The following is a 26,420-nucleotide window of genomic DNA, read 5'->3' as shown; positions in this document are numbered from 1 at the left end:
CGTGGAAGCCCTTAACCCGCGGGCCGCGACCCGCTATGCCATCGGCCACGGACCTCCTCGGGTCCGTGGCCGTTTCCCGTTCGACGGGACGGCCCGCCCCGCCGACCGCGATCCCTCCCGTCCGCCGGGTTCGGTCCGGCCAAGACAGGTCCAACCGCGCGATGCGATGCCCCTATTGCGGCGGTCCCGACACCCAGGTGAAGGATTCGCGGCCCAGCGACGACGCCGCCGCGATCCGGCGCCGGCGCGTCTGCCCTGATTGCGCCGGCCGCTTCACGACGTTCGAGCGGGTGCAGCTGCGCGAGCTGATGGTGCTCAAGCGCTCGGGCAAGCGGGTGCCGTTCGACCGCGACAAGCTGCAACGCTCCATCGGCGTCGCCCTGCGCAAGCGGGCGGTGGACCCTGAGCGGGTCGAGCGGCTGGTGAGCGGCATCACCCGCCAGCTCGAGAGCGGCGGGGAGGGCGAGATCGCCAGCGAGGCCATCGGCGAGCTGGTGATGGAGGGGCTGAAGGGCCTCGACGACGTCGCCTACGTGCGCTTCGCATCCGTCTACAAGAACTTTCGCGAAGCCAGCGACTTCAAGGCTTTGCTCGGCACCCTCGGCACCGGTGCCGCCGAGGCTTCGGACGAGGACGCCGCCCCGGCCACGACCGGGCGACCCGCGCGGGCGCGCCCATGACGGAGACCGCCGGCGACGCCGACCGCCGCTTCATGCGCCTCGCCCTGGCCCTGGGCGAGCGCAACCTCGGCCGGACATGGCCCAACCCCTCCGTCGGTGCGGTGGTGGTGGCTGGTCCCCCCGGGGCCGAGCGCATCGTCGGGCAGGGTGTCACCGCGCCCGGCGGGCGTCCGCACGGGGAACCGCTCGCCGTGGCCATGGCCGGCGAGGCCGCGCGCGGCGCCACCCTCTACGTGACGCTGGAGCCGTGCTCCCACCACGGCCGCACCCCGCCCTGCACCGATTCGATCCTGAGCGCCGGCATCGCCCGCGTCGTGACGGCGATGGAGGATCCCGACCCCCGGGTGGCCGGAAGCGGGCACGCCCGGCTGGCGGCCGCCGGCATCGCCCTGACCATGGGCGTCCTGCGCGAGGAGGCGATGCGCGCCCACCTGGGGCATGTCAGCCGCATCACCCTCGGGCGTCCCTGCGTCCACCTGAAGCTCGCCGCCACCAGCGACGGGTTCGCGGCGGGCGGTCCGGACGGTCGGCTGCGGATCACCGGCCCCGTCGCCAACGGCGCGGTCCACCTCTGGCGGGCCCATGCCGACGCGATCATGGTCGGCATCGGAACCGTGCGGGCCGACGATCCGTCCCTCACCGTGCGCCTGCCGGGCCTGTCGGGGCGCTCGCCAGTGCGGGTGGTGCTCGATTCGACCCTGCGCATCCTGCCCTCGACCCATCTGGTGCGCAGCGCCCGCGATATCCCGACCCTGGTCCTCACCACCCGCGGCGCCCCGGCGCACGCCCGCCGGATGCTGGCTGCCACGGGGGTCGAAATCCTGTCCGTGGATGCCGACGCCACCGGCCGGATCGATCTGCCGGCCGCGCTGGCGTGCCTTTCGGACTATGGATTGTCCCGCATCTGCAGCGAGGGCGGGCCGCACCTGGCCGATGCCCTGGCCGAGGCCGATCTCGTCGACGTCTGCACCCTCGTCACCGGCGAAGGCCGGCTCGGGGAGGGCGGCGGCCTCAAGGCGATCGGCCCCCATCTCGAAGGCCGCCTGTCGAGCGGCCAGTTGCGCCAGGTCGAGGCCCGCGATCTCGGGGCCGACAGGGCGGTCACCTATGAGCGGAGCGTGCCATGTTCACCGGTCTCGTGAGCGATGTCGGAACCGTCGTCGCCGTCTCCGGCGACGACCGGCTCAGGCGGCTGACGATCCAATCCGCCTACGATCCGGCCACCATCGCCCTCGGGGCTTCCATCGCCTGCTCCGGTCCCTGCCTCACGGCGGTGGCGGTCGAGCCGGTGGCGGGCGGCTGCCGCTTCAGCGTGGACGCGGCCGCCGAGACCCTGGCGCGTACCAGCGTCGGGGCCTGGCGGGTCGGAACGCGCATCAACCTCGAACGCTCGCTGAAGATCGGCGACGAGCTCGGCGGCCACCTCGTCACCGGCCATGTCGACGGCCTCGGGCTGATCGTGGCGCGCGAGGCGGTCACGGGCGGAAGCGGCGATCCGCAATGGGCACCCAGCGACCGTTTCAGGATCAAGGCGCCGGCCGCGCTGGCGCGGTTCATCGCCGAGAAGGGCTCGATCTGCCTCGACGGGACGTCGCTCACGGTGAACGCGGTCGAGGACGACGTCTTCTCGGTCCTCTTGATCCCGCACACCCTGGCGGTGACGACCTGGGGCGAGCGCCGGGCCGGCGACCACCTCAACCTCGAGGTCGACCTCATCGCCCGTTACGCCGCCCGCCTGAGCGAGAGCCGGGCATAGACCGGCGCATCGTGAGGGCAGGGCGCGCCGACGCGTCCCGCACAGTGCGAAGGCCGAGGATCGACCACACCCGCGCGTGGTGAGCGCCGCCTTGTCACTCGACCGCTCGGGGCAAGGCCGCGCCCTCGACACCTCGGCGCGACCGATGAGCTTTAACGCTCGCCGGCTTTTTCAGATTTTGCATTTTGTATATGATTGGTCTGTCGAGCGCTGGTCATGACTTTATCAATATATCTCTTCATCGATCCTTAATGCGACGCTATTAACCGTGTCGAGGCGCCGCTCGACTCACGAGACGGATGTGCAGCCAAGGCAACGGGCTGCGAACTCAGCCTCTCTCGTCGAGATACGCTTATGAAACTCGGTATCCGTTCGCGCCTCTATGGCGGTATTTCTGCGCTTGTCATTCTTGCAGGCGCGATGGGAGGCTTCGCCTATAGCCAGCTCGACGATCTCGACGCGACGTTCGCGACACGGGCCCGGATCGAGCGGGCCGCGCGCGAACTCTATACGGTCAACGGACTCACCGACCGGCTCATGGCCCAGAGCGCTCAGTTTCGCACGACACCGACCCCGGAACGGGCTGCAGGCATGACCGCCACCCTGGCTTCGATCAAGGAGACCGGGGACGGTCTGGCGGAGAGGGCTCTCAGTGAGGAACGTCGGGCTGCCTATGCCGCCATCCGCGACGAGACGGTGAGCCTCATCGGCAATCTGCCCAAGCTGATCGAGTTCGGGACCCAGATTCGTGAAAACAAGGCCAAGCTGTTCACGGCCGGCGACAACCTCACCAAGGCCACCAATGCCCTCGTGACCGAGTTCCGCGCGACCGGGGATGCCGATGGCGTCGCGGCGGCGGCGGAGGTGGAAAGCGCCGTACTCCTGGTCCGGGTCAGTGCCTGGCGGTTCCTGGCCACGAACGATGCCAAGGGCCCGGCGACCTTCGCGACGAATTTCGAAAAGGCGAAGCTGACGATCCAGAAGCTGCGTGCCCTCTACGCTGCGACGCCCCAGATCCGGGTGGTGAAGACGATCGAAGAGGCGCTGGCCGGCTATGGCGCGAACTTCGGCGCGACTTCGGCAGCGATCGTCTCGACCGAGGAGTTCTACGACAAGACGCTGACGCCGCAGGTGGACACGATCTATGCGACCGGGCTCGCGGTGCGCACCAAACTCGAAGCGACGCTCAAGGATCTCGTCGAGAAGAGCAACGCCACGATGTCGACGGCCAAGACCGTCCAGCTCGGCCTGATCGGCCTGATCCTGGCGCTGGGTGTCGGTCTGGCCTTCGCGATCGCGCGCAGCATCATCCTGCCGATCTCGGGGATGACGGCCGCGATGCGCCGGCTCGCCTCGGGCGAGACGGCGGTCGATGTTCCCTCGCAGGACGCCGTGGACGAGATGGGCGACATGGCCAAGGCCGTGGACGTGTTCCGTCGCAACGCCATTGCCCGGATCGAACTGGAGGCCGAGCAGGTCGCCCAGCAGTCGGCCCGCCAGCGCCGGGCCGACCGTGTCGACCAGCTCGTACGCAGCTTCGAGGGGCGGATCGCCGGCTCGCTGGAGATCGTGACGTCGGCCGCCACCGAACTCGACGCCACCGCCCGTTCGATGACGGGGGTCGCCGACAGCACCAACGGCCAGGCCATGGCCTCCAGTGCCGCCGCCGAGGAGACGTCGGCCAACGTGCAGACGGTGGCGTCGGCGGCCGAGGAGATGGTGGCCTCGCTCCAGGAGATCGAGCGTCAGGTGCAGCGCTCCAACGAGGTCGCCGGCCATGCCGCGCAGGAGGCCGAGGCGACCACGGGGGCGATGACCGACCTGGCCGCCGCAGCCGAGAAGATCGGCGAGGCCGTCACCATGATCTCCAGCATCGCCGGCCAGACCAACCTCCTGGCCCTCAACGCCACCATCGAGGCCGCGCGGGCCGGGGAGGCGGGCCGGGGCTTCGCCGTGGTCGCCTCCGAGGTCAAGGAGCTCGCCGGGCAGACGGCGCGGGCGACCCAGGAGATCTCGAGCCAGATCGCCGCGATCCAGGCCGCCTCGGGTCTGGCCCTCACGGCGATCCAGCAGATCGGCCGCACCATCGTCACCGTCAACACGATCACCGGTACGATCGCCTCCACGGTGGTGGAACAGACCGCGGCCACCAACGAGATCTCGCGCAACGCCTCCGAGGCGGCGCGCGGCACTCAGGACGTCTCCATGAACGTCGCCCGCGTCCTCGCCTCCTCGAGCGAGACCGGCAGTGCGGCCCAGCAGGTGCTCATGGCCGCGGCCGAACTCGCGACGCAGTCGCTCACCGTCAAGGAGGAGGTCGACGGCTTCCTCGCCGACATCCGCGCGGCCTGAGAGCGGCAGACGCAAAGAAGGTGGACGGCGGCCTCCCGGAAACGGGCGGTCGCCGCTCGCGTCCGGGCAGGCCGATCGCTCAGGGGACCCGGAATGACGCCGGCCGGCCGATTGCACCGGTCCCGCGCTTGTGAGCCGCCGGCCTTCGGTCTAGTGCTGCGGCGTCCCGATCCCTCGCAAGAAGGAGTCCGACGAGCCGTCGAGGCTCATCGGGCAGGCCGCGGACGAGACCTCGGGGGTCGTGTGCGCGACGGGCTCGTTCGCGCCGAACCCGGGGCGGTGGAACGCCCCCGGGACCAACATCAGCGACGAGGCCGGCATGGTATCTGCGACCCAGACATTCAAAAGCGACCCTGGCCTCGCGGAAGCTCTGAAAGGCGCGCGCGTCCTCGTGGTGGAAGCACGCTATTACGATGGGCTCGCCGACGAGCTCCTGGCGGGCGCGCAGGCGGCCATCGACCGGGTCGGGGCCGAGGCGGTGGTGGTGACGGTGCCTGGCGCCCTCGAGATCCCCGCCGCCATCGCCATCCTGATCGAAGCGGCGGCACGCGCCGGCCAGCCCTACGATGCGGCGGTGGCGCTCGGCTGCGTCATCCGCGGCGAGACCGGCCATTACGACATCGTGGCCGGAGAGAGCGCGCGCGCGCTCATGGACCTGTCGGTGACGCTGCGACTGCCGCTCGGCAACGGCATCCTCACCGTCGAGACGCAGGCCCAGGCCGAGGCCCGCGCCCGCGTCGCCGAGATGAACAAGGGTGGCGGCGCCGCCGAGGCCGCCCTCGCGGTGCTGGCGCTCAAGCGCGCCGCGGCCGCAGCCTCCGTCGGAGAGGACTAGCCCCATGGCCAAGCCCCAGAATACCCGGACCAACGAGCGCAGCGGCGCGCGTCTCTCCGTGGTCCAGGCGCTCTACGAGATGGAGATCTCCGACAAGGGCGTGATCGAGGCCCTGGCCGAGTTCGAAGCCTTCTGGATCGGCCGCGAGGTCGAAGGCATCGATCATCCGCCCGCCGAGATCGCGTTCTTCCGCGATCTCCTGCGCGGCGTCGTCGAGGAGCAGCGTGCCATCGATCCGCAGATCGACCGGGCTTTGGCCGCCGGCTGGTCGCTCAAGCGCATCGAGGCGGTGCTGCGGGCGATCCTGCGGGCGGGCACCTACGAGTTGATGTTCCGCCGCGACGTCCCCGCCCGCGCGGCGATCTCGGAATACGTCGACGTCGCCCATAGCTTCTTCGGCGGCGACGAACCCGGCCTCGTCAATGCGGTCCTCGACAAGGTCGCCCGCGACGTGCGCGGCATCGAGTTCGCGGGCCTGCCCGGAAGTGCCACCCTGCCCGGCACCGCCAAGGGCTGAGGGGACGGTGGCGGGGGAGCGGCCGAGCGAGGACGGGCTGATCGCGCGCTATTTCGCGCCTCTGGCCGGACCTGGCGCCGACGGCTTGCGCGACGACGCCGCCACGCTGACGCCCCGCGAGGGGTACGACCTCGTCGTGACCACCGACACGGTGGTGGCGGGCATCCATTACCTTCCCGACGACGCCGGCGCCTCGGTGGCCCGCAAGGCGATGGGCGTCAACCTGTCCGACCTCGCCGCCAAGGGCGCGACCCCGTGCGGGTTCGTCGTCAACCTCGGGCTGCCCGAGGCCTGGACCGAGGCCTGGCTCGCCGATTTCGCCGCCGGGTTGGGCCGGGCCATCGCGCAGTTCGGGTGTCCGCTGCTCGGAGGCGACACGGTGCGCACCACGGGGCCCGCCTTCGTCGGCGTAACGGCCCTGGGCGAGGTTCCGGCCGGGGCCATGGTCCGCCGGATGACGGCCCGGATCGGGGATCGCCTGTGCGTCACCGGCACCATCGGCGATGCGGCACTCGGACTGCCTCTGGCGCGCGGCGAGCGCCCGGCCTGGGCCGCGGGCCTCGACGACGCCTCGGTCGCCACCCTCGTCGACCGCTACCGGCATCCGCGACCCCGCCTCGCGCTGGCGCCGGCGTTGCGCCGCCATGCGCGGGCGGCCATGGACGTGTCGGACGGTCTGGCCGGCGACCTCGCCAAGATGCTTGCCGGCGAGGGACGCTGCGCGGTCGTCGCCATGGCCGACGTGCCGCTCTCGCCGGCCGCCCGCGCCGCCGTGGTCCGCGATCCCCGTCTGCACGACCTCGCCGTGACGGGGGGGGACGACTACGAGATCCTGTGCGCGGTGCCGCCGGACGCGCTGACGGCGTTTCTGGCCGACGCCAGGGCGGCGGATGTGGCGATGGCCGTCATCGGAACGGTGACGGCCGGGGCGGGGCGGCCGCTCTTCCTCTTTCCAGACGGTAGCCAACGGCGATTCGCGACCGGGTCCTTCAGCCACTTCTGACGACATCCGGCCGCCGCCGGCACAGGCCGATGTGCGCGGACGCACCGCTTGCCGACCCGCAGCGGCTGGTGCGGACGACGCGCGGCCCCATGTGATCCCGCATGGGACGACGCCCGCCCACGATCGCGCGCGTCCCCACCCTCGACACGCAAGAACGCGAGAATCCCTTTCATGCCGTCACTGTTCGATCCGATCCGCCTCGGCGCGATCGACGCTCCCAATCGCATCCTCATGGCTCCGCTGACCCGCGGCCGGGCCACCCGCGAGCACGTGCCGACGCCGATCATGGCGGAATACTACACCCAGCGCGCCGGCGCCGGCCTGATCATCAGCGAGGCCACCGGCATCAGCCGCGAAGGCACCGGCTGGCCGTTCTGCCCCGGCATCTGGACCGACGAGCAGGTCGCCGCCTGGAAGCCGGTCGTGGCCGCCGTGCATGGCGCCGGCGGCCGCATCATCTGCCAGCTCTGGCACATGGGCCGCATCGTGCACCCGGCCTTCCTCGACGGCGAGAAGCCGGTCTCGGCCTCCGCGACCGCCGCACCGGACCAGGCCCATACTTATGAGGGCAAGAAGCCTTACGAAGAAGCGCGTCCGCTCGGCCTCGACGAGATCCCGCGGCTCCTGGCGGATTACGACCGCGCCGCGCGCAACGCGATCGCGGCCGGCTTCGACGGCGTCCAGATCCACGCGGCGAACGGCTACCTCATCGACCAGTTCCTGCGCGACGGCACCAACCTGCGCGACGACCGCTACGGAGGGTCGGTCGAGAACCGGATCCGGCTGCTCGCCGAGGTCGCCAGGACTGTGGCCGACGCCATCGGCAAGGAGCGAGTTTCCGTGCGTCTGTCGCCCAACGGCGAGATCCAGGGCGTCGACGATTCCAACCCCGAGGCCCTGTTCACCGCCGCGGCCGCTGCCCTGGCGGAGGTCGGCATCGCCTTCCTCGAACTGCGCGAGCCCGGCCCGAACGGCACCTTCGGCACCGCCAACCGCCCGCCCGTGGCCCCGGCGATCAAGCGTGCCTTCGGCGGTCCGTTGGTGCTCAACTCCGACTACGACGGCCCCAGGGCGCAGGCCGCGCTGGATGCGGGCGAGGCCGATGCCATCGCCTTCGGTCGTACCTTCCTCGCAAACCCCGACCTGCCGAAGCGACTGGCGGAGGGCGCTGCCCTCAACAAGGACGATGCCAAGACCTGGTACAGCCAGGGACCCGAGGGCTACGTCGATTACCCGATCCTGGGACGGGCCGACGCGGCCTGAACCAACCGGTCCGGGCGTCGCCCTGACCACGTGATACGGTTCCCGCTTGATCCAAGCGGAAACCGTATCACCGAGCCCGCGCGGCGCCTGAGCGACGCCCATGTCCGCATCACGAAGTGATCACCCGGAAATGGTATGAGGTGATCGACCCGGCCGTTATTGTATCGTTTCGTACAATGACGGCCGGACTTTGGTGACCGTTTTGCTAACGATGGCGCCGGACCTACGCCATTTGGTCTAGCCCTCCATTCAGCGCGCGGCGACTCGTGTAAGCTCGACCGCAAGTGAAGCTATCGCAGGCCGCATTTCGGGCCTATGGACGGTTGTCCAGCGAGGGTTCAGAGGTTTGAGTTCGAACGACCCCTGTCTATCGGCTGTCTGTCATTGGGCGGAGAACGATCGGCTCGCGCATCTGCGCGACCTGAAGATTCTCGATACCGGTCCGGAATCGGTCTACGACGACATCGTCGCGATCGCGGTCCGCGTCACCGGTGCGCCGATTGCCCTCGTCAGCCTGGTCGACGAATTCCGCCAGTGGTTTAAGGCCCGCGTTGGCTTCCCGGAGGCGGAGACGTCACGACAGGTCTCGATCTGCGCCCATGCGATCGAGAGCGAGGCGCTGCTCGTCATCCCCGATCTGACCCTCGACCCCCGCACGCGCGACAACCCCTTCGTGACCGGCCCCCAGGCCCTGCGCTTCTACGCCGGCGCTGTCATCCGCACCTCCGGTGGCTTGCCGCTGGGAAGCCTGTGCATCCTCGACGCCGCGGCGCGCCCCGACGGGCTCACCGACATCCAGGCCGACGTACTGTGCGCCCTGGCGCGCCAGGTCGCCACCCTTATCGAGACCCGGCGCATCCGCGAGGAGGTGGCCGCGCAGGAAGCGGAACTGGCCGCGAGCGAGCGCCGGTTCCGCGTCATGACCGCGGCTATGCCGCAGATGGTCTGGACCACGCTGCCGGACGGCTTCCACGACTTCTACAACGACCGCTGGTACGAGTTCACCGGCGTGCCGGTCGGCTCCACCGACGGCGAGGGCTGGAACGGCGTGTTCCACCCCGACGACCAGGAGCGGGCGTGGTCGCGCTGGCGCCACAGCCTCGCCACCGGCGAGCCCTACGAGGTCGAATACCGCCTGCGCCACCGGTCCGGCGCCTACCGATGGACGCTCGGCCGGGCGATGCCCCTGAGAGACGCCGAAGGCCGCATCGAGCGGTGGTTCGGGACCTGCACCGATATCGAGGATCTCAAGCGGGCCGAGGGCGAGGCCCGCAAGCTCGCCGCGATCGTCGAGCAATCGAAGGATTTCATCGGCATCGCCGATACCTCCCTGGCGATGCTGCACGTCAATGCCGCGGGCCGACGCCTGGTCGGCCTGCCCGACCGTCAGGCCGTGACGGGCATGGAACTGCGGGATTACTTCACGCCATCGAGCCAGACAACGATCGAGGCGGTCGTCCTGCCCGCGGTCCGGCGCGAGGGCTGGTGGGAAGGCGAACTGACGTTCAGCCACGTCGTCACAGGCGAGGAGATCGCCGTCCTGTGCACCGTCTTCCCCGTCCACGACGACGACGGGGTGCCGATGGGCTACGCCACCGTGACTCGCGACCTGCGCGAGCGCAAACGCGCCGAGGAAGCCCGCGATCTCCTGATCAAGGAACTGTCCCACCGAATCAAGAACATCTTCGCCGTGGTCGGCGGCATCGCCGCCCTGTCCGGGCGGGGTGACCCCACCGCCAAGCCCTTCGTCGAGGCGTTCCGCCTGCGCCTGGGTGCCCTGGCGCAGGCGCACGAATACGTCCGCCCGCACTCGCCGGCCAGCGCGCCCTCGGTGGGCGATCAGACCGTTCTCGGCCTGATGCGCCTTATCATGGCCGCCTACAGCGACGAGGGCCGCGCCCGCGTCGTGATCGAGGGCGACGACGTCGCGATCGGCGACAGTTCGGCAACCGCGCTCGCCCTGATCATGCACGAGCAGGCCACGAACGCCATGAAGTACGGCGCCTTGTCCACGCCGGCGGGGCGCGTCACCCTCACGGGCCGCCTCGTCGACGGGACCTACGAACTGACCTGGGCCGAGACCGGCGGTCCGGTGGTGACCGGCCCGCCGTCGCGGCGGGGCTTCGGCACCCTGCTGGCCGAACGCAGCGTCGCCGGACAACTCGACGGCACCCTGCACCACGACTGGGCGCCGGGAGGCCTCGTCATGCACCTGGGCGTTCCCGCGGCCAACCTGCGGCATTGACCGAATTCGGGACGGGCATGAGCCCGATGGCGCGGTGCGGCGACGACGACCTCGCCCACGGACTACGCCCGGCTTCGGCGCGGCCCTACGGTCTCGTGGCGTTCGATTTCGACGGGACCCTGGCCGACAGTTTCCCTTGGTTCTGTGGCGTTCTCAACGACGTGGCCGCCCGCTATCGCTTCCGGGGCGTCGCGGAAGCCGACCTCCATACGATGCGCGGCATGGATGCGCGGGCCATCGTTCGCCACCTCGGCATCCCGGCCTGGAAGCTTCCCTTCGTCAGCCGGCACATGAAGGCGCTGGCGGTGCGCGATCGCGCCGACATCGGGCTGTTTCCCGGCATCGCGCCGATGCTGCGGACACTGGCCGGAGCCGGGATTCCACTGGCCGTCGTCAGCTCGAACGGCGAGGGCACGATCCGCACGGTGCTCGGGCCGGAACTCGCGGAAACGATCCGGTATTTTGCTTGCGGCGCCTCGCTGTTCGGCAAGGCCAAGCGTCTCGCCGAAACGGTCCGGCGGGCGGGCGAGCCCGGTACGGCGACACTCTATGTCGGCGACGAGATCCGCGATCACGAGGCGGCCACGGCGGCCGGCTGCGACTTCGCGGCGGTGAGCTGGGGTTATACGCGGGCCGATACCCTGGAGGCGCGACACCCGGCCTTCGTCTTCACGAAACCGACCGACATCCCGGCGGCCGTTATCCCGCAGTGACGCGCCAAACCGGCGACGACGACGGGAGGGCGTCGAACCCTCGCGTCGTCCCGTCGACGGGACGGATCAGAGGCCGCTTCTGGCGCCCGGGACGATGCTGGTGCCGCTGCCGCTGCCGAACGGCTCGTAGCGGGTGAGGCCGCGGAAGAGCTGGCTGAGGAAGGCGCGGTCGGCGCCGCTGGACGGGGTCGTCCGCTCGATGAAGTCGAACACCCGGCCGTCCTGGAGGCCGTACAGCGCCACGCGCTCGACCTTGAAGCCGGCGTTGAAATAGACTGCGGTGACCTTCTGGTCCTCGACCTGCTCACCGAGGAACAGCACCGTGCGGCGGGTGTTCTGGGTGATGTAGTACCAGGACTTGTTGCCAACGGTGGAAACGGTCGACGGCGTGCCGAGGATCTGTAGGACCTGCTCGGCGCTCATCCCGGGCTTCACGGTGGCGAGCGCGGCTTGATCGATCTGGTATCCGTGGCGGATATCCTCACCGATGCAGCCCGATACCCCGATACCGACGAGACCGACGATAGCGAAACGGGCGAGCGACGAAACGAGACGGCGCGACATCGACCACCCTTGATCTTGAACAACTGAACGCATCTTCGGTGCGGTGCAGGTAACCCGGTGACGACCGGGAGCCCTTGCACCTTGACCGTTCGTTGCCGTACCGCGGGGTTATGGTTTTGACAAGGCAAGCCCGGACACAGCCCTCCGCCCAAGCGCAGGCGCGATGGACCCACCATTGCGGGCAGGGGACCCGATCGTGATCTGGCGCTTGTTCAAGCGTGAGGCGCCGCGGGGGCTGGCCGTCGAGACGCTGCACCGGCGCATCAACGACGCCTCGCGCCAGCCCGGGCTCTATACCGGCCTCGGCGTGCCCGACACGGTCGAGGGCCGGTTCGAGTGCCTGTGCCTGCACGTCATCCTGGTGCTGCGGCGCCTTGAGACGCTGCCCGAGCCCGCCGCCGACGTGGCGCAGGATCTCGTCAATGCGGTCTTCCTGCAGCTCGATTCGTCGTTGCGCGAACTCGGCGTCGGCGACTTCGGCGTGCCCAAGCGCATGAAGAAGCTCGGTGCCGCCTTTTACGGACGGGCCGAGACCTACGGCGCCGCCCTGGCGACCAAGGACCTGGCGACCAAGGACGGTGAGGCGCTCGCTACGGCGCTGGCCCGCAACGTCATCGGCACTCCCGAACCCGGGGACGGGGCCGGCCTGGCACGCTATGTCCTGGCCGCGGCCGCCGCCCTGGAGGGGACGGACCTCGACGCCCTGCTGGCGTCGGGGCCTGGTTTCCCCTCGCCCGACGCCTTCACCGACCAGACGGGTGCGCCATGACACGTCACGACCACCCGCCACGCCACGACCGGAGCAGGGACCCCAAGCCCGGCCCGCTCTCGCGCCCGACCCGCGTCGATCGCCTGCGCAAGGAGGGCAGCGAGGTGATCGTGACGGCGACACCCGCCGAATGCCTGGCGCTGGCGGCCGACTTCAAGATCCCCGCGATCCGCGACCTGGTCGGGCGGTTTCGCGTCGCCGGCCCGTCCTCGCGCCTGATCGTCACCGGCACCGTGACGGCGCTCGTCACCCAGACCTGCACGGTGAGCCTCGATCCGTTCGAGGCGCCGGTGTCGGAGCCCGCGGAAGTGGTCTTCACCGACACCGACATTCTCGCGGGCACCGATGCGGAGGAGGTCGACGTGCCCGACCCCATCGTCGGCAACACCATCGATTTCGGAACCCTCACCGCCGAGTTCCTGGCGTTGGGCCTCGACCCCTATCCGCGCAAGCCCGGCATCGCCTTCACCCCCGTGATCGAGGACGCCGAGCCCGGACCGTTCGATCCCCTCGGGCAGCCTCCGGGGCGGCAGGACTGAGGGCCGGCGCGGGGCTTCGCGCGCCAGGCACCGCAGATTTCGTTTGCCCGGTGGGCCCGGATCGCTATTTTCCGCCCCGCCGAGCAGGGCCCCGCACGATGCGGCGCCTCCATCCCGCCCTTGACGACCGGGGCACCCCTTCGCACGAGGCCACCGGCCGGACCCGTCATGTCACAACGCGTGTGCATCTCCCTCGACGCCATGGGCGGCGACCACGGTCCCGCGACCGTCGTCCCCGGCGCGGGCCTCGCCCGCGAGCGACATCCGGAGATGACCTTCCTGATGTTCGGCGACGAGGCCGTGCTGGCGCCGCTGGTGGCGGCCGAGCCCCGCCTGAAGGGCGCCGTCGAGATCCGCCACACCACCGTCTCCATCGCCATGGACGAGAAGCCGAGCCAGGCGGTGCGCTCGGGGCGCGGCAAGTCGTCGATGTGGCGGGCGATCCAGGCGGTCAAGGACGGCGAGGCGGATGCCGCGGTCTCGGCCGGAAACACCGGCGCGCTCATGGCGATGTCGAAGATCTGCCTGAAGACCCTGTCGGGCATCGAGCGCCCCGCCATCGCCTGCCTGTGGCCGACGGTGCGCGGCGAGAGCGTCGTGCTCGATGTCGGCGCCACCATCGGCACCGACGCCGAGCACCTCGTCGAGATGGCGCTGATGGGCGCGGCCATGGCCCGGATCGTGTTCGACCTCGACACGCCGACCGTCGGCCTGCTCAACGTCGGCACCGAGGAGAAGAAGGGCAACGAGGCGGTCAAGGAAGCCGCCCGCATCCTGCGCGAGTCGCCGCTGCCGGGGCTGACCTACCATGGCTTCGTGGAGGGCAACGATCTCGGCCTCGGCACCGTCGACGTCGTGGTGACGGAGGGCTTCACCGGCAATATCGCCCTGAAGACCGCGGAGGGCACGGCCAAGCAGATCGGCACCTACCTGCGGGCCGCCATGAGCCGCACGCTCTCGGCCAGGATCGGCTACTTCTTCGCCCGCCAGGCATTCAAGGCCCTGCGGGAAAAGATGAACCCGAGCCGCGCCAACGGCGGCGTCTTCCTCGGGCTGGAGGGCATCGTCATCAAGAGCCACGGCTCGGAGAACGCGCAGGGCTTTGCGGCCGCCGTGGACCTGGCCCACGACATGGCCCGTCACGACCTCATGCGCACGATCCGCGACATGCTCGACCTGACGCCGACGGCGGCCTCGGCGTGAGGGCGCCCCCGATGCAGGAGCGGATGCGATGACGATCCTGCGTTCCGTGGTCGTGGGCGGCGGCTCGGCGCTGCCGTCGCGCTGCGTCAGCAACGCCACGCTGGCCGAGACCGTGGACACCTCCGACGACTGGATCGTCCAGCGTACCGGTATCCGGCAACGCTACCTCTGCGGCCCCGGCGAGACCACCTCGGTCCTGGGCGCAAGGGCGGCGCGGGCCGCCCTCGACGATGCGGGTCTGACCCCCAACGACATCGATCTCGTGATCTGCGCCACCTCGACGCCGGACCATACCTTTCCCTCGACGGCGACGCAGATCCAGGCGGCGCTCGGCATCCACCAGGGCTTCGCCTTCGACCTTCAGGCCGTCTGCGCCGGCTTCGTCTATGCGGTGGCCACCGCCGACAAGTTCCTGACCTCGGGCTCGGCCAGGCGCGCGCTGGTCGTCGGCGCCGAGACCTTCTCGCGCATCCTCGACTGGGAGGACCGGACCACCTGCGTCCTGTTCGGCGACGGCGCCGGCGCCATCGTGCTCGAAGCTCAGGACGGGCAGGGGACGATCGCGGACCGCGGCGTGCTCGCCTCCAGCCTGCGGTCCGATGGCCGCCATCGCGACAAACTCTACGTCGACGGCGGTCCCGGCTCGACCGGTACCACCGGGCACCTGCGGATGTCGGGCAAGGAGGTGTTCCGATTCGCCGTCGGCTCGGTCACCGACGTGATCCTCGACGCCTTCAATGCCACCGGGACGACCGCGGACGACCTCGACTGGTTCGTACCGCACCAGGCCAACCGCCGCATCATCGAAGCCTCGGCCGACAAGCTCGGGATCGCCCGCGACAAGGTGGTGCTGACCGTGGACCGGCACGGCAACACCTCGGCGGCCTCGATTCCGCTGGCGCTCGACGTCGCCCGCAAGGACGGGCGGATCAAACACGGCGACCTCGTGATGATCGAGGCTATCGGCGGCGGGTTCACCTGGGGCGCCGCGCTGATCCGCTGGTAAGGCCAAGGCTTTCTGTTGACCCGGGCCGGGCGGGCGATTAGCGTGTCCGATCATAGAGATACGTGTCAAACGTAGAAACGGCCCGGGGACGGATTCATGAGTGGGAAGACGGTCACACGCGCCGATCTGAGCGAGGCCGTCTATCAGCAAGTCGGCCTGTCCCGCACCGAATCCTCGGCCCTCGTGGAGACGGTGCTCGCCGAAATCTGCGCTTGCCTCGCGCAGGGAGAAACGGTCAAGCTGTCCTCGTTCGGATCGTTCGTGGTGCGCAGCAAGGGCCGGCGCATCGGCCGCAATCCGAAGACCGGCGTCGAAGTCGAGATCGAGCCGCGCCAGGTGATGGTGTTCAAGCCCTCCAACGTGCTCAAGGCCCGGATCAACGGCATGAACGGCGCGGCGGATCACGACGAGGAGTGAGCGACCATGGCGCTGGCGGCAACCCGGGATGGCGTTGACGGATCGGAGAAGAGCGCCGGGGCCTTCCGCACGATCAGCGAGGTCGCCGACGACCTCGACGTGCCGCAGCACGTCCTGCGCTTCTGGGAGACGCGTTTCACCCAGATCAAGCCGGTCAAGCGCGCAGGCGGGCGCCGCTACTACCGGCCGGAGGACGTCGATCTCATCAAGGGCGTGAAGCGCCTGCTGCACGGGCAGGGCTACACCATCCGCGGCGCTCAGCGCATCCTGAAGGAAGGCGGCGTGCGCTTCGTCCAGTCGATCGGACGCGGCGAGGCCGAAGCGGCGGCGCCGGCGGTGCGCGACGCGGACACCGGCGAGGATGGGCCGGACGCCCCCACGTCCATGACCGCCACGGACCGCGCCCTCCTGGAAGACGTGCTCGCCGATCTTCAGGTCTGCCGCGACAGGCTCGTCGCCCTGCGGCTCCCGCCGGAGATGGATCTGCCGGACCTGATGCTGCCGGACGTTACCGCGGAATCGTGATTCCCGCCCGGTTCCGAGGCAATCTGCCTCGAGTCTTCCGTCGACCTCGGGCATCCGTGCCTCGGCGGAGGGCAGCCTGCCCAACCGATCATCGTCCGCCGCAGAGCGGACGGCCCTCGACGCTCCCCCTCGCGCTCCCCACATCACGGGTGTTGGGGCGCGACCTGGCCGGGACACTCCGGATCTCATCGGCGCGCCCGCACCGGAGTGTCATCCCGATGTTGATCCGTTCGTCCGCCATCCTCCTCGCAGGCCTCGCCCTGTCGGGCCCCGCCTTCGCCCAGACCACGGTCACCCGCAGCGAGAGCGTGGCCAGCGGCAAGTCGGTCAGGCTCGCCATCGTCCCGAACCTGAAGAAGGATTGCTCGGCCGGCCCGATGCCCGAGATCCGGGTGAGCGGGGCCCCCAAGAACGGGTCGCTCGTCACCAAGGTTGGCAAGATCAAGACGCCCGCCAGCTATCGCTGCCCGGGCAAGGACGCCGCCGTCCAGGCCGTCTTCTACGAGGCCAAGGCGAATTACACCGGCGCCGACGAGGTGGTGGTCGACATCAAGGATTCGGACGGCCAGGTGCAGACCCAGACCATCAAGATCACGGTGGGACCGGCCGCCGCCAAGACGGGCGGCGACGCCAAGAAGGAGGGGACCGACCTCTGAGGACGACGGACGGAGGGGGTGAGGCCGGGAACCGTACCGGCCTCGCTCCCATTCGATCGCGGGCAGGGCGTCAGGCGTGCACCTCCGCGATAGGCCGGCGAGCGATGGGCCGGCGATCCGACACGGCCGCCCTCGAGAGGTCGTGCGAGAGGAAGCCAGGCACCGGCGGCCGGGCCCGGTGGTTCGGGCGCTCGGCCCAAATTCGGCCCCGTGTGGCCGTCATCACACGGGGTGTCCCGGCCTCCATCGCACTGCGACAAATCTGGGCCTGTCAGTTGCATCAGAGGCCAGACAGGATGAAGCTGCGAATGTCGTGAGGGGATCGGAGAGCCCATGCCGTCGACGAACGACCTTTTCCAGAGCTTTGCACGGGGCTACGAGGCCCGCCGCGATACGGAGATGAGCCTCTCCGACTATCTCGAGGCCTGCCGCGACGAACCCCTGATGTACGCCTCCGCCGCCGAGCGCATCCTCGACGCGATCGGCAAGCCGGAGTTCGTCGACACCGCCAAGGACGCCCGCCTCGGCCGCGTCTTCATGAACCGCACCATCCGGGTCTACCCGGCCTTCTCGGAATTCTACGGCATGGAAGAGACGATCGAGCGGATCGTCTCGTTCTTCCGCCACGCCGCGCAAGGGTTGGAGGAGCGCAAGCAGATCCTCTACCTGCTCGGCCCCGTCGGCGGCGGCAAGTCTTCGCTGGCCGAGCGCCTCAAGGCCCTGATGGAGGTCCATCCGGTCTACGTGCTCAAGGCCGGCAACGAGGTCTCGCCGGTGTTCGAGAGCCCGCTCGGCCTGTTCGACCCCGAGGTGATGGGGGCCGAGATCCAGGAGCTCTACGGCATCCCGCGCCGGCGCCTCACCGGCCTGATGAGCCCCTGGGCCCTCAAGCGCCTCGACGAGTTCAACGGCGACATCTCGCAGTTCAAGGTGATCAAGGTCCGGCCGTCGCGCCTGCGCCAGATCGCCATCGCCAAGACCGAGCCGGGCGACGAGAACAACCAGGATATCTCCTCGCTGGTGGGCAAGGTCGATATCCGGCGGTTGGAGACCCTGAGCCAGGCCGACCCCGATGCCTATTCGTATTCGGGCGGCCTGAACCGCGCCAACCAGGGCGTCCTCGAATTCGTCGAGATGTTCAAGGCGCCGATCAAGATGCTCCACCCCCTGCTGACGGCGACGCAGGAGGGCAACTACGTCGGCACCGAGAACATCGGCGCGATTCCCTTCACGGGCATCATCCTCGCCCACTCGAACGAGTCCGAGTGGCAGACCTTCAAGACCAACAAGAACAACGAAGCCTTCATCGACCGCATCTACGTCATCAAGGTGCCCTACTGCCTGCGGGTGACGGAGGAGCAGCGCATCTACGAAAAGCTTGTCTCCGGCTCGGAATTGTCGGCGGCTTCCTGCGCACCGGGCACACTGGAAATGCTGGCTCGGTTCTCGGTGCTCTCGCGCCTTCGCGAGCATGCCAATTCCAATGCTTTCTCGAAGATGCGGGTCTACGACGGCGAGAGCTTGCGCGAGGTCGATCCCCGTGCCCGCTCGATGCAGGAGTACAAGGATTCCGCCGGCGTCGACGAGGGCATGGACGGGATCTCGACCCGTTTCGCCTTCAAGGTGATGGCGGCGACCTTCAACCACGACACGACCGAGGTCTCCGCCGACCCCGTCCACCTCATGTACGTGCTCGAACAGGCCCTTCGCCGCGAGCAGCTGCCGCCCGAGACCGAGAAGCGCTACCTCGAATTCATCAAGACCGAACTGGCGCCGCGCTACGCCGAGTTCATCGGGCACGAGATCCAGAAGGCCTATCTCGAGTCCTACCACGACTACGGCCAGAACCTGTTCGACCGCTACATCGACTACGCGGACGCCTGGATCGAGGACCAGGACTTCAAGGACGCCGAGACCGGCCAGCTCCTCAACCGCGAACTCCTCAACCAGGAGCTCACCAAGATCGAAAAGCCGGCCGGCATCGCCAACCCGAAGGATTTTCGCAACGAGGTCGTCAAGTTCGCCCTGCGTTCACGGGCGCAGCACGGCGGCCGAAATCCGTCGTGGACGAGTTACGAAAAGCTGCGCGAGGTGATCGAGCGGCGCATGTTCAGCCAGGTCGAGGAACTGCTGCCCGTCATCTCGTTCGGCTCCAAGAAGGACGGCGACACCGAGAAGAAGCACGGCGAGTTCGTGGAGCGCATGGTGGCGCGCGGCTACACCGAGCGGCAGGTTCGCCGCCTCGTCGAATGGTACATGCGCGTGAAGCAGGCCGGATGAGGACGGCCTCCGGACGGCTCCCTGCAGGGGACCGTCCGGACAACCGGGACCCGCGGCACTCCTGGGGCGAGGGCGAAGAGACCGTATGCACATCGTCGACCGTCGACTCAATCCGGGAGGCAAGAGCCTCCCCAACCGTCAGCGCTTCCTGCGCCGCATCAAGGACATGGCGCAGCGTTCAGTGCGAGAATCGGCGCGCGAGAAGGACATCAAGGATCTCGGTAAGGACGGCCGCGTCACCGTGCCGGTGGACGGGGTGCGCGAACCGCGCTTCAGCCGCCAGTCCGGCAGCGGGTTGCAGGACCATATCCTGCCGGGCAACAAGACCTACGTGGAGGGCGACCGTATCGAGCGCCCACCCGGCGGATCGGGTGGCGGCGGCTCGGGGGAGGGCGGCGACGGCAACGAGAACAACGAGGACGCGTTCCGCTTCGTCCTCACCCGCGACGAGTTCCTGGAACTCTTCCTCGAAGACCTCGAGCTGCCCGACCTCGCCAAGCGGCGCCTCTCCGTGGTGGAGACCGAGGGCCTGCGCCGGGCCGGCTACACGGTCTCCGGCTCGCCCGCCAACCTCGCCCTGACCCGCACCCTGCGGAACTCGATGTCGCGGCGCATCGCCCTCAAGCGCCCGAAGCCCGACGAGATCGCGGCCCTGGAAGCGCAGATCGCCGAGGCCTTCGAGACCGACCCCGGCCTGCCCGATCTCAGGCTCGCCCTGGAGGCCCTGCGCGAGCGCGCCAAGCGCATCCCCTACGTCGACCCCCTCGACCTGCGCTACCGCCGTTTCGAGACCTACCCGCGCCCGGTGGCCCAGGCGGTGATGTTCTGCCTCATGGACGTTTCCGGCTCGATGACCGAGCACATGAAGGACCTGGCCAAGCGGTTCTACATCCTGCTGCACATCTTCCTGACGCGCCGCTACCGCCACGTCGAGATCGTCTTCATCCGCCATACCGACAAGGCGACGGAGGTGGACGAGGAGACGTTCTTCGGCTCGCGCGAGACCGGCGGCACGCTGGTGTCCTCGGCGCTCGTGGAGATGAAGCGGGTCATCACCGAACGCTACGACCCCAACGACTGGAACATCTACGCGGCGCAGGCCTCGGACGGCGACAACGTCTCGAGCGACGCGCCCACCGCCACCGACCTCCTGCGCGCCCACATCCTGCCGGCCTGCCAGCACTTCGCCTACCTCGAGGTCGGCGACGAGAACGGCCCGCGGGCCGGCTTCGTCGAGCACCGCACCACCCTGTGGCGCACCTACGAGGCCCTGGCGAAATCCGGTGGCGCCATCGCGATGCGCAAGGTCAACCACCGGCGCGAGATCTATCCGGTGTTCCGCGAACTGTTCGGGCGCAAGGATGCACGTACGGAGGCGGGGGCATGACGGGGACGGCACCAAGACACGTCTCGGGTGGAAACATCTCAGGTGCGCAGCAACCCCTGTTCACCGGCAACGACTGGGATTTCGACACCATCCGGCGCATCCACGACGCCTGCGAGGCCGAGGCGGCTGCGCTCGGGCTGTCGTGGTACCCCAACCAGATCGAGATCATCACCGCCGAGCAGATGCTCGACGCCTATGCCTCGATCGGCATGCCGCTGTTCTACAAGCACTGGTCGTTCGGCAAGCACTTCGCCCAGCACGAAGCCGGCTACCGCCGCGGCCTGATGGGGCTGGCCTACGAGATCGTCATCAACTCCGATCCGTGCATCTCCTACGTCATGGAGGAGAACACGGCGACGATGCAGACGCTCGTCATCGCGCACGCCGCCTTCGGCCACAACCACTTCTTCAAGAACAACTACCTGTTCAAGCAGTGGACCGACGCGGAAGGCATTCTCGACTACCTCGACTTCGCCAAGGGCTTCATCACCCGCTGCGAGGAGCGCTACGGCCACCAGGCGGTGGAGCAGGTGCTCGATGCCGCCCATGCCCTGATGAGCCAGGGCGTGCACCGCTATCCCCGCAAGAAGCGCCCCGACCTCGCCTCGGAACAGCGGCGCGAGCGCGAGCGGCTGGAGCACGGCGAGCAGATCTACAACGACCTGTGGCGGACCCTGCCGCAGAAGGTCGCCGGCGTCCGGCCCGACGTGGCGATGGAGCGGCGCAAGGCACTGCTCGAACTGCCCCAGGAGAACATCCTCTACTTCCTGGAGAAGGCGGCTCCCCGCCTGCGACCCTGGCAGCGCGAGATCCTGCGGATCGTGCGCCTGGTGGCGCAGTACTTCTATCCCCAGCGCCAAACCAAGGTAATGAACGAGGGCTGCGCGACCTATTGCCACTACCGGATCATGAATAGCCTCTCCGAGAAGGGGCTGATCACCGAAGCGGCCTATCTCGAATTCCTGCAGTCGCACACCAACGTCATCCGCCAGCCGAACTACAACGAACGCGGCTACGGCGGGCACAACCCCTACGCCATCGGGTTCGCCATGATGCAGGACATCGCCCGCATCGTGGAGCAGCCCACCGACGAGGACCGGCAGTGGTTCCCCGAGATCGCCGGCACCGGTGACGCCATGGCGACGTTGCGCGATATCTGGGCGAACTACCGCGACGAAAGCTTCATCGCGCAGTTTCTCAGCCCCAAGCTCATGCGCGACATGCGCCTGTTCCACGTGGTCGACGACCCCGACGAATCCGAGCTGCGGGTGGCGGCGATCCACGACGAGCGCGGCTACCGCAAGCTGCGCCGCTCGTTCGCCCGGCAGTACGACGTCGCCTGGCTCGACCCCGACATCGAGGTGATCGACGTCGACCTCGAAGGGGACCGCCGCCTCATCCTCCACCACAAGGCCCTGAACCGCATCACCCTGCAGAAGGACGACGCCAAGCGCGTGCTCCAGCATCTCGCCGATCTGTGGGGTTACGACGCCGTGCTCAGGGAGATCGATCCGGCCACCGATGCAGTCCTGGCCGAACACAACGCCAGCGCGCGGCCGATCTTCTTCTGAGGGCCGCGCCCGTCAGCGGGCATCGAGCAGGGTGTCCGGCCGGGCCGGCGTCAAAGGCCCCTGCGAGCCGGGCAGGAGCCCGCTGTCGATGAGCCAGAGCAGGGCCATCACCCCTGCGATCAGCGTCGCCAGCGAGGTCAGGCGGCCGATGTCGCGCCGCCGCACCAGCATGAGCACGAGGACGGCGAGCAGCGCGAGGCCGAGGAGCACCGTCAACATGGGCGAGCAACGCCGGTCACGCGACACCCCGGCGCAGCCCGAGTCGGTGTCGCCGGCGGTCGCTCGGTGATCGTCATGCCCGCGCCATCCTGATCCCTCGCAACGACTACGGTTCCGTGATGCCGCACGGCTCGCCTCCCGGCAACCGCCCCGAATTGGCGCGGCCGGCGACGACCTGCAGCGAAGCGGCCTTCGGTTGACTCCGCCCTCGGCCTCGTGCGCCTCTGGCCGAGGCGGGCGAGGGGCTCCGCATGAGCGGTACCGGCCACATGCTCGATCTCGCGACGCGGGTGCACAACCACAACTTTTCCATCGACCCGGTGGTGCGGTCGCTGCTCGACACCGATTTCTACAAGCTCCTGATGGCACAGACGATCTTTCGGCGACACCGCGACGCCGACGTGACCTTCGGGATCCAGAACCGCAGCCGCAGCGTCCGGCTCGCCGATTTCGTCGATGCCGGCGCCTTGCGCGAGCAGCTCGACCACGCCCGCTCGCTGCGCCTCAGCCGCGGCGAGTCGACCTGGCTGCGGGGCAACACCTTCTACGGTCGCCGGCAGATGTTCTCGTCCGACTTCATGGAGTGGTTCGAGGGCTTCTCCCTGCCCGAGTACGAGCTCGAGGCCCGCGACGGGCAATACGTCCTCACCTTCCACGGCCCGTGGATCGAGACGACGATGTGGGAGGTGCCGGCGCTGGCCATCCTCAACGAGCTGCGCTCGCGCGGCGTGTTGCGCAGCCTCGGCAAATTCGACCTGCAGATCCTCTATGCGCGGGCCATGACCCGGGTCTGGGAGAAGATCGAGCGCCTCAAGCGCCTGCCCGGTCTGTCGATCGCGGATTTCGGGACCCGGCGACGGCACGGATTCCTGTGGCAGGACTGGTGCGTCGAAGCGATGCGCGAGGGTCTGGGAGAGGCCTTCCTCGGCACCTCGAACTGCCTCATCGCCCTGCGCCGGGAGGTCGAGGCGGTGGGCACCAACGCCCACGAGCTGCCGATGGTCTATGCGGCCCTCGCGGACGGTGACGCGGCGCTCGCCCGCGCGCCCTACGACGTGCTCGCCGACTGGCAGCAGGATTATGCCGGCAATCTCCTCGTCATGCTGCCCGACACCTACGGCACCACCGGCTTCCTGGCCGAGGCCCCGGACTGGATCGATGCCTGGACCGGCATCCGCATCGACTCGAAGGAGCCCATCGCCGGCGGCGAGGAGGCGATCGCCTGGTGGCGGTCGCGGGGCTGCGACCCGCGCGAAAAACTGGCGATCTTCTCCGACGGCCTCGACATCTCCACCATCGAGGCGATCCACGCCCATTTCCACGGGCGCATGCGGATCGGCTACGGCTGGGGCACCCTTCTGACCAACGATTTCCGCGGGCTGGCGCCGCAGGGCGGCCTCGACCCGATCTCCATCGTCTGCAAGGTCATCGCCGCCAACGGCCGGCCGACGGTGAAGATCTCGGACAATGCCTCGAAGGCGATCGGGCCCGAGGCCGAGATCGCGCGCTACCGGCGGGTGTTCGGTGTCGGCGAACTGGCGGCGATGCCGGTCGTGGTCTGAACCTTCCTCACGCGGGCGGCGTCTGCACGATGACGCCGTACCAGCCGAGCCCCGCATAGGTCTCGTAGCCGGGCGTGCGGTGGAAGGCAGTGACCGCGCCGGAGGTCGGGCTGCGCGCGGCGCCGCTCGCCTGCGTTCCGGGGGCGAAGGCCAGGGTCTCGGTGAGGGCGCCCTTGCCGTCGGAGGCGGCCAGGACGCGCCTGTCGGCATCCACGAGGAGGATGCGGGTGCGCGCCCTGTCCTCGGGGCTCACGCGCACGCCCTCGACGATGGCCTTGGCCTGCGGCTCCCAGTCGAAATGGACGGCGAGGATGCCCAGCGGCCGACCTGTGGCGCTTCCGCCGGCGCGGATGCCGGCGCAATAGGTGGCGACCTGGGCGCCGCCGAGCAGGCCCTGCCGGGCGACGTCGCCGGCGACGTAGGCATCGCCGGCGGGCAGGGCCATCGCCTCGCGAAACCAGGTCTCGCCCGCCACGCTTCGCCCGGTCAGGCCGGGATAGCGGTCGGGGCGGCCATGGGCGACGACCCGGCCGTCGAGGTCGCACAACCACAGGTCGAGGTAGACCGTGTAGGCCCCGAGGATGACCGCGAGCCGCTCCATGGCGTAGGCGATACGTTCCGGCGAGGGCGCGGCGGCGCATTCGACGATGGCGGTGTCGGTGGCCCACCAGCGGACGTCGCAGGTGCGCTCGTACAGATTGCGGTCGATCAACTCGACCGCATTGAGGGCGAGGTCGGTGAGGCGGGCGTCCTCGGACGCCTGCGACAGGCTCTCGAACCGGCCCTGGAGCCCCGCGATCCTGTCCGAGAGCTCATCCTCGAGGGCCTTGGCGATGACCTCGATCTCGGCTCCGATCGCCCGCACCTCCTGGGCGACCACGGAGAAGCCGCGCCCCATCTCGCCGGCGCGCGCCGCCTCGATCAGGGCGTTGAGCGCCAGCATCTTGACCTGGCCGGTGATGCCCTGGATGCGGCGGCTCTTGTCGAACGAGATCCGTTTGATCTCGCCGATCTCCTCGGCGATGCCGCGGATGCTCACCCCGGCGGGAGCCGCCCCGGCCGAACGCGCCGCCCTGTCCTCCCTCGAGATCGTCAGTCCAGCCACGGGGTCGCGTCCCTCTTGTGTTTCGTTGCGCGGATTATCCGTGGCGGCGCATTACAGTTTCATAAAGACGGGGGGATTTCGGCCGGTCGGTAGCGCTATCAATCCGGCTTCATCCCGTCGGGCGGGGTCGTCGTCCGTTCGAGAACAGATCACGCCAGGACATCACCCGGCGCCAAGACTGTGTTCACGCCGACCGTCGAAGGCCTCGGCGACGCGTCGATGCGGGAGCGCGCAATGAACCGGCACCCTCGGGGTCATGCCATCCTCAAACGCCGTATCGGGCACGGCTTGGAAAAATCAGGCCGTTCGGGCATGTCCCCACCCATGAACACATGCCCCCACCTATGAACACTTGTTCTCACCCATGAACACCTGCCCTGGGATCCGGGCCGTGCGCGGTCGGCCAATACGGCCGGGCGTTCCCGTCGCCCGCGCGGTGGCGCGGTCATGACGGGGGCTGCCGGTGACGGAAAGGTCATCGACCTCAATGCCGACCTCGGCGAGGGCTTCGGGCCCTACCGGATCGGCGACGATGCGGCGCTTCTGGACATCGTCACCTCGGCCAACGTCGCCTGCGGTTTCCATGGCGGCGATCCCGTCATCATGGTCGCCACCGCCGCCGCTGCGAAGGGGAGGGGGGTGGCGATCGGCGCCCATCCGGGCTTCGAGGACCGCCGTGGCTTCGGCCGGCGCCCGATCCGCCTGAGCGAGGCGGAGATCGAGGCCGAGGTCGCCTATCAGATCGGGGCGCTGCAGGCCTGCGCCGCCCTGGCCGGGCATGTCGTGACTTACGTCAAGGCCCACGGTGCCCTGGCGAACCTGTCGAACCGGGAGGACGGCGTCGCCGGGGCCATAGCCAGGGCGGTGCGCGCGGTCGACCGCGCCCTTCCCGTGACGGTGATGCCCGGACTGGCGGCCGAACGCGCGGCGGAGCGGGCGGGCCTCAGGACGATCCGGGAAATCTACGCCGACCGCACCTACGACGAGGACGGCCAGCTCGCCGACCGCAGCCTCCCCGTGGCGGTGATCCACGATCCCCCGGCGGTGGCGGCCCGCGTCGTGCGGATGGCGGCGGCGGGCGTGATCGAGACCCTGTCGGGACGGGCGATCCCGGTGTCCATCGACACGGTCTGCGTCCACGGTGACGCGCCCGGCGCCGTGGCGACGGCACGGGCGGTCCGGGCGGCGCTGGAAGACGGCGGCTACCGGCTGGCGCCGTTCGCGACGGCGTGAATCCCCGGCACCCGGACCCG

Annotated in this window: 25 protein-coding genes; 22 read left to right on the top strand and 3 right to left on the bottom strand. The window is 69.3% G+C overall.

Going from position 1 to position 26,420, the window contains the following annotated elements:
* Positions 1-161 precede the first annotated feature (161 nt).
* The 10 genes from nrdR to ASG59_RS01920 all read left to right on the top strand — a co-directional run bounded on the left by nrdR (position 162) and on the right by ASG59_RS01920 (position 11,364).
* Positions 162-680, top strand: a complete 519-nt coding sequence (gene nrdR / locus ASG59_RS01965; protein ID WP_055884576.1) for a transcriptional regulator NrdR — start codon at positions 162-164, stop codon at positions 678-680.
* Positions 677-1,822, top strand: a complete 1,146-nt coding sequence (gene ribD, locus ASG59_RS01960) for a bifunctional diaminohydroxyphosphoribosylaminopyrimidine deaminase/5-amino-6-(5-phosphoribosylamino)uracil reductase RibD (protein ID WP_056406639.1) — start codon at positions 677-679, stop codon at positions 1,820-1,822. Before nrdR ends, ribD begins: the two co-directional genes overlap by 4 nt.
* Positions 1,804-2,436, top strand: a complete 633-nt coding sequence (locus ASG59_RS01955; protein WP_055884569.1) for a riboflavin synthase — start codon at positions 1,804-1,806, stop codon at positions 2,434-2,436. The genes ribD and ASG59_RS01955 overlap by 19 nt, the downstream gene beginning before the upstream one ends.
* A 420-nt stretch (positions 2,437-2,856) precedes the next feature.
* Positions 2,857-4,788 (top strand): HAMP domain-containing methyl-accepting chemotaxis protein, encoded by a 1,932-nt coding sequence (locus tag ASG59_RS01950; RefSeq protein WP_082528572.1) that lies wholly within the window; start codon positions 2,857-2,859, stop codon positions 4,786-4,788.
* A gap of 319 nt (positions 4,789-5,107) precedes the next feature.
* Positions 5,108-5,623, top strand: coding sequence for a 6,7-dimethyl-8-ribityllumazine synthase (ribH, locus tag ASG59_RS01945; protein ID WP_055884561.1), 516 nt, complete (start codon positions 5,108-5,110; stop codon positions 5,621-5,623).
* A 4-nt stretch (positions 5,624-5,627) separates the two neighbouring features.
* Positions 5,628-6,140, top strand: coding sequence for a transcription antitermination factor NusB (gene nusB / locus ASG59_RS01940; RefSeq protein WP_055884558.1), 513 nt, complete (start codon positions 5,628-5,630; stop codon positions 6,138-6,140).
* A 7-nt stretch (positions 6,141-6,147) separates the two neighbouring features.
* A complete protein-coding gene (thiL, locus tag ASG59_RS01935) occupies positions 6,148-7,143 on the top strand; it encodes a thiamine-phosphate kinase (RefSeq protein ID WP_055884554.1) in 996 nt (331 codons plus the stop codon).
* A gap of 171 nt (positions 7,144-7,314) precedes the next feature.
* On the top strand, positions 7,315-8,406 hold the full coding sequence (locus tag ASG59_RS01930) for an alkene reductase (RefSeq protein WP_056406633.1): 1,092 nt from the start codon (positions 7,315-7,317) through the stop codon (positions 8,404-8,406).
* Between the two features lie 346 nt (positions 8,407-8,752).
* Positions 8,753-10,651: a PAS domain S-box protein gene (locus ASG59_RS01925; protein ID WP_056406632.1), complete on the top strand. Its 1,899-nt coding sequence runs from the start codon at positions 8,753-8,755 to the stop codon at positions 10,649-10,651.
* Between the two features lie 17 nt (positions 10,652-10,668).
* Positions 10,669-11,364, top strand: coding sequence for an HAD hydrolase-like protein (locus ASG59_RS01920; RefSeq protein ID WP_347379667.1), 696 nt, complete (start codon positions 10,669-10,671; stop codon positions 11,362-11,364).
* 66 nt (positions 11,365-11,430) lie between these two features.
* Here the strand turns inward: ASG59_RS01920 and ASG59_RS01915 are convergent, their stop codons facing one another.
* Complete coding sequence (locus ASG59_RS01915) at positions 11,431-11,928, bottom strand: outer membrane protein assembly factor BamE (protein WP_056406630.1); 498 nt, start codon at positions 11,926-11,928, stop codon at positions 11,431-11,433.
* A gap of 196 nt (positions 11,929-12,124) precedes the next feature.
* On the opposite strand from ASG59_RS01915, the gene ASG59_RS01910 reads away from it, so the two are divergent.
* The 10 genes from ASG59_RS01910 to ASG59_RS01865 all read left to right on the top strand — a co-directional run bounded on the left by ASG59_RS01910 (position 12,125) and on the right by ASG59_RS01865 (position 22,281).
* Positions 12,125-12,697 carry a ubiquinol-cytochrome C chaperone family protein gene (locus ASG59_RS01910; protein ID WP_056406627.1) on the top strand — a complete coding sequence of 191 codons (573 nt, stop codon included), beginning with the start codon at positions 12,125-12,127 and terminating at the stop codon, positions 12,695-12,697.
* Entirely contained in the window at positions 12,694-13,236 is a 543-nt protein-coding gene (locus tag ASG59_RS01905; protein WP_056406625.1) for a DUF177 domain-containing protein, read from the top strand. The genes ASG59_RS01910 and ASG59_RS01905 overlap by 4 nt, the downstream gene beginning before the upstream one ends.
* Before the next feature lie 168 nt (positions 13,237-13,404).
* A complete protein-coding gene (gene plsX, locus ASG59_RS01900; RefSeq protein WP_056406623.1) occupies positions 13,405-14,439 on the top strand; it encodes a phosphate acyltransferase PlsX in 1,035 nt (344 codons plus the stop codon).
* A 28-nt stretch (positions 14,440-14,467) separates the two neighbouring features.
* Positions 14,468-15,445 carry a beta-ketoacyl-ACP synthase III gene (locus tag ASG59_RS01895; protein ID WP_056406622.1) on the top strand — a complete coding sequence of 326 codons (978 nt, stop codon included), beginning with the start codon at positions 14,468-14,470 and terminating at the stop codon, positions 15,443-15,445.
* Between the two features lie 96 nt (positions 15,446-15,541).
* Positions 15,542-15,862: an integration host factor subunit alpha gene (locus ASG59_RS01890; RefSeq protein WP_055884521.1), complete on the top strand. Its 321-nt coding sequence runs from the start codon at positions 15,542-15,544 to the stop codon at positions 15,860-15,862.
* A gap of 6 nt (positions 15,863-15,868) precedes the next feature.
* Positions 15,869-16,387, top strand: coding sequence for a MerR family transcriptional regulator (locus ASG59_RS01885; protein ID WP_056406619.1), 519 nt, complete (start codon positions 15,869-15,871; stop codon positions 16,385-16,387).
* A 218-nt stretch (positions 16,388-16,605) separates the two neighbouring features.
* A complete protein-coding gene (locus tag ASG59_RS01880; RefSeq protein ID WP_055884513.1) occupies positions 16,606-17,043 on the top strand; it encodes a hypothetical protein in 438 nt (145 codons plus the stop codon).
* A gap of 333 nt (positions 17,044-17,376) precedes the next feature.
* Positions 17,377-19,323 carry a PrkA family serine protein kinase gene (locus ASG59_RS01875; protein WP_056406617.1) on the top strand — a complete coding sequence of 649 codons (1,947 nt, stop codon included), beginning with the start codon at positions 17,377-17,379 and terminating at the stop codon, positions 19,321-19,323.
* An 85-nt stretch (positions 19,324-19,408) separates the two neighbouring features.
* On the top strand, positions 19,409-20,710 hold the full coding sequence (locus ASG59_RS01870; RefSeq protein ID WP_056406615.1) for a YeaH/YhbH family protein: 1,302 nt from the start codon (positions 19,409-19,411) through the stop codon (positions 20,708-20,710).
* A complete protein-coding gene (locus tag ASG59_RS01865) occupies positions 20,707-22,281 on the top strand; it encodes a SpoVR family protein (protein WP_056284573.1) in 1,575 nt (524 codons plus the stop codon). The genes ASG59_RS01870 and ASG59_RS01865 overlap by 4 nt, the downstream gene beginning before the upstream one ends.
* Positions 22,282-22,293: 12 nt before the next feature.
* Here the strand turns inward: ASG59_RS01865 and ASG59_RS01860 are convergent, their stop codons facing one another.
* Positions 22,294-22,500 (bottom strand): hypothetical protein, encoded by a 207-nt coding sequence (locus ASG59_RS01860; RefSeq protein WP_055884498.1) that lies wholly within the window; start codon positions 22,498-22,500, stop codon positions 22,294-22,296.
* Between the two features lie 269 nt (positions 22,501-22,769).
* Here ASG59_RS01860 and ASG59_RS01855 point away from each other — a divergent pair, with 269 nt between their 5' ends.
* Positions 22,770-24,062 (top strand): nicotinate phosphoribosyltransferase, encoded by a 1,293-nt coding sequence (locus tag ASG59_RS01855; RefSeq protein WP_056406735.1) that lies wholly within the window; start codon positions 22,770-22,772, stop codon positions 24,060-24,062.
* Positions 24,063-24,069: 7 nt separating this feature from the next.
* On the opposite strand, the gene ASG59_RS01850 is transcribed toward ASG59_RS01855, so the two are convergent.
* Positions 24,070-25,101 (bottom strand): methyl-accepting chemotaxis protein, encoded by a 1,032-nt coding sequence (locus tag ASG59_RS01850; RefSeq protein ID WP_277996088.1) that lies wholly within the window; start codon positions 25,099-25,101, stop codon positions 24,070-24,072.
* Between the two features lie 513 nt (positions 25,102-25,614).
* Between ASG59_RS01850 and ASG59_RS01845 the strand changes: the two genes are divergently transcribed.
* Positions 25,615-26,400 carry a 5-oxoprolinase subunit PxpA gene (locus ASG59_RS01845; RefSeq protein ID WP_056406613.1) on the top strand — a complete coding sequence of 262 codons (786 nt, stop codon included), beginning with the start codon at positions 25,615-25,617 and terminating at the stop codon, positions 26,398-26,400.
* Positions 26,401-26,420: the final 20 nt, after the last annotated feature.

The organism is Methylobacterium sp. Leaf466 (genome assembly GCF_001425565.1).
GTDB lineage: Bacteria > Pseudomonadota > Alphaproteobacteria > Rhizobiales > Beijerinckiaceae > Methylobacterium.
The sequence above is the reverse complement of the archived record's forward strand: the minus strand, read 5'-3'. Positions and strand labels throughout refer to the sequence as shown.

Bases quoted from the DNA above. Each gene is read 5' to 3' on its own strand.
- nrdR (WP_055884576.1), top strand. From the start codon at position 162: ATGCGATGCCCCTATTGCGGCGGTCCCGACACCCAGGTGAAGGATTCG.
- ribD (WP_056406639.1), top strand. From the start codon at position 677: ATGACGGAGACCGCCGGCGACGCCGACCGCCGCTTCATGCGCCTCGCC.
- ASG59_RS01955 (WP_055884569.1), top strand. From the start codon at position 1,804: ATGTTCACCGGTCTCGTGAGCGATGTCGGAACCGTCGTCGCCGTCTCC.
- ASG59_RS01950 (WP_082528572.1), top strand. From the start codon at position 2,857: ATGGGAGGCTTCGCCTATAGCCAGCTCGACGATCTCGACGCGACGTTC.
- ribH (WP_055884561.1), top strand. From the start codon at position 5,108: ATGGTATCTGCGACCCAGACATTCAAAAGCGACCCTGGCCTCGCGGAA.
- nusB (WP_055884558.1), top strand. From the start codon at position 5,628: ATGGCCAAGCCCCAGAATACCCGGACCAACGAGCGCAGCGGCGCGCGT.
- ASG59_RS01930 (WP_056406633.1), top strand. From the start codon at position 7,315: ATGCCGTCACTGTTCGATCCGATCCGCCTCGGCGCGATCGACGCTCCC.
- ASG59_RS01920 (WP_347379667.1), top strand. From the start codon at position 10,669: ATGAGCCCGATGGCGCGGTGCGGCGACGACGACCTCGCCCACGGACTA.
- ASG59_RS01915 (WP_056406630.1), bottom strand. From the start codon at position 11,928: ATGTCGCGCCGTCTCGTTTCGTCGCTCGCCCGTTTCGCTATCGTCGGT.
- ASG59_RS01905 (WP_056406625.1), top strand. From the start codon at position 12,694: ATGACACGTCACGACCACCCGCCACGCCACGACCGGAGCAGGGACCCC.
- plsX (WP_056406623.1), top strand. From the start codon at position 13,405: ATGTCACAACGCGTGTGCATCTCCCTCGACGCCATGGGCGGCGACCAC.
- ASG59_RS01895 (WP_056406622.1), top strand. From the start codon at position 14,468: ATGACGATCCTGCGTTCCGTGGTCGTGGGCGGCGGCTCGGCGCTGCCG.
- ASG59_RS01890 (WP_055884521.1), top strand. From the start codon at position 15,542: ATGAGTGGGAAGACGGTCACACGCGCCGATCTGAGCGAGGCCGTCTAT.
- ASG59_RS01885 (WP_056406619.1), top strand. From the start codon at position 15,869: ATGGCGCTGGCGGCAACCCGGGATGGCGTTGACGGATCGGAGAAGAGC.
- ASG59_RS01880 (WP_055884513.1), top strand. From the start codon at position 16,606: ATGTTGATCCGTTCGTCCGCCATCCTCCTCGCAGGCCTCGCCCTGTCG.
- ASG59_RS01875 (WP_056406617.1), top strand. From the start codon at position 17,377: ATGCCGTCGACGAACGACCTTTTCCAGAGCTTTGCACGGGGCTACGAG.
- ASG59_RS01870 (WP_056406615.1), top strand. From the start codon at position 19,409: ATGCACATCGTCGACCGTCGACTCAATCCGGGAGGCAAGAGCCTCCCC.
- ASG59_RS01865 (WP_056284573.1), top strand. From the start codon at position 20,707: ATGACGGGGACGGCACCAAGACACGTCTCGGGTGGAAACATCTCAGGT.
- ASG59_RS01860 (WP_055884498.1), bottom strand. From the start codon at position 22,500: ATGTTGACGGTGCTCCTCGGCCTCGCGCTGCTCGCCGTCCTCGTGCTC.
- ASG59_RS01855 (WP_056406735.1), top strand. From the start codon at position 22,770: ATGCTCGATCTCGCGACGCGGGTGCACAACCACAACTTTTCCATCGAC.
- ASG59_RS01845 (WP_056406613.1), top strand. From the start codon at position 25,615: ATGACGGGGGCTGCCGGTGACGGAAAGGTCATCGACCTCAATGCCGAC.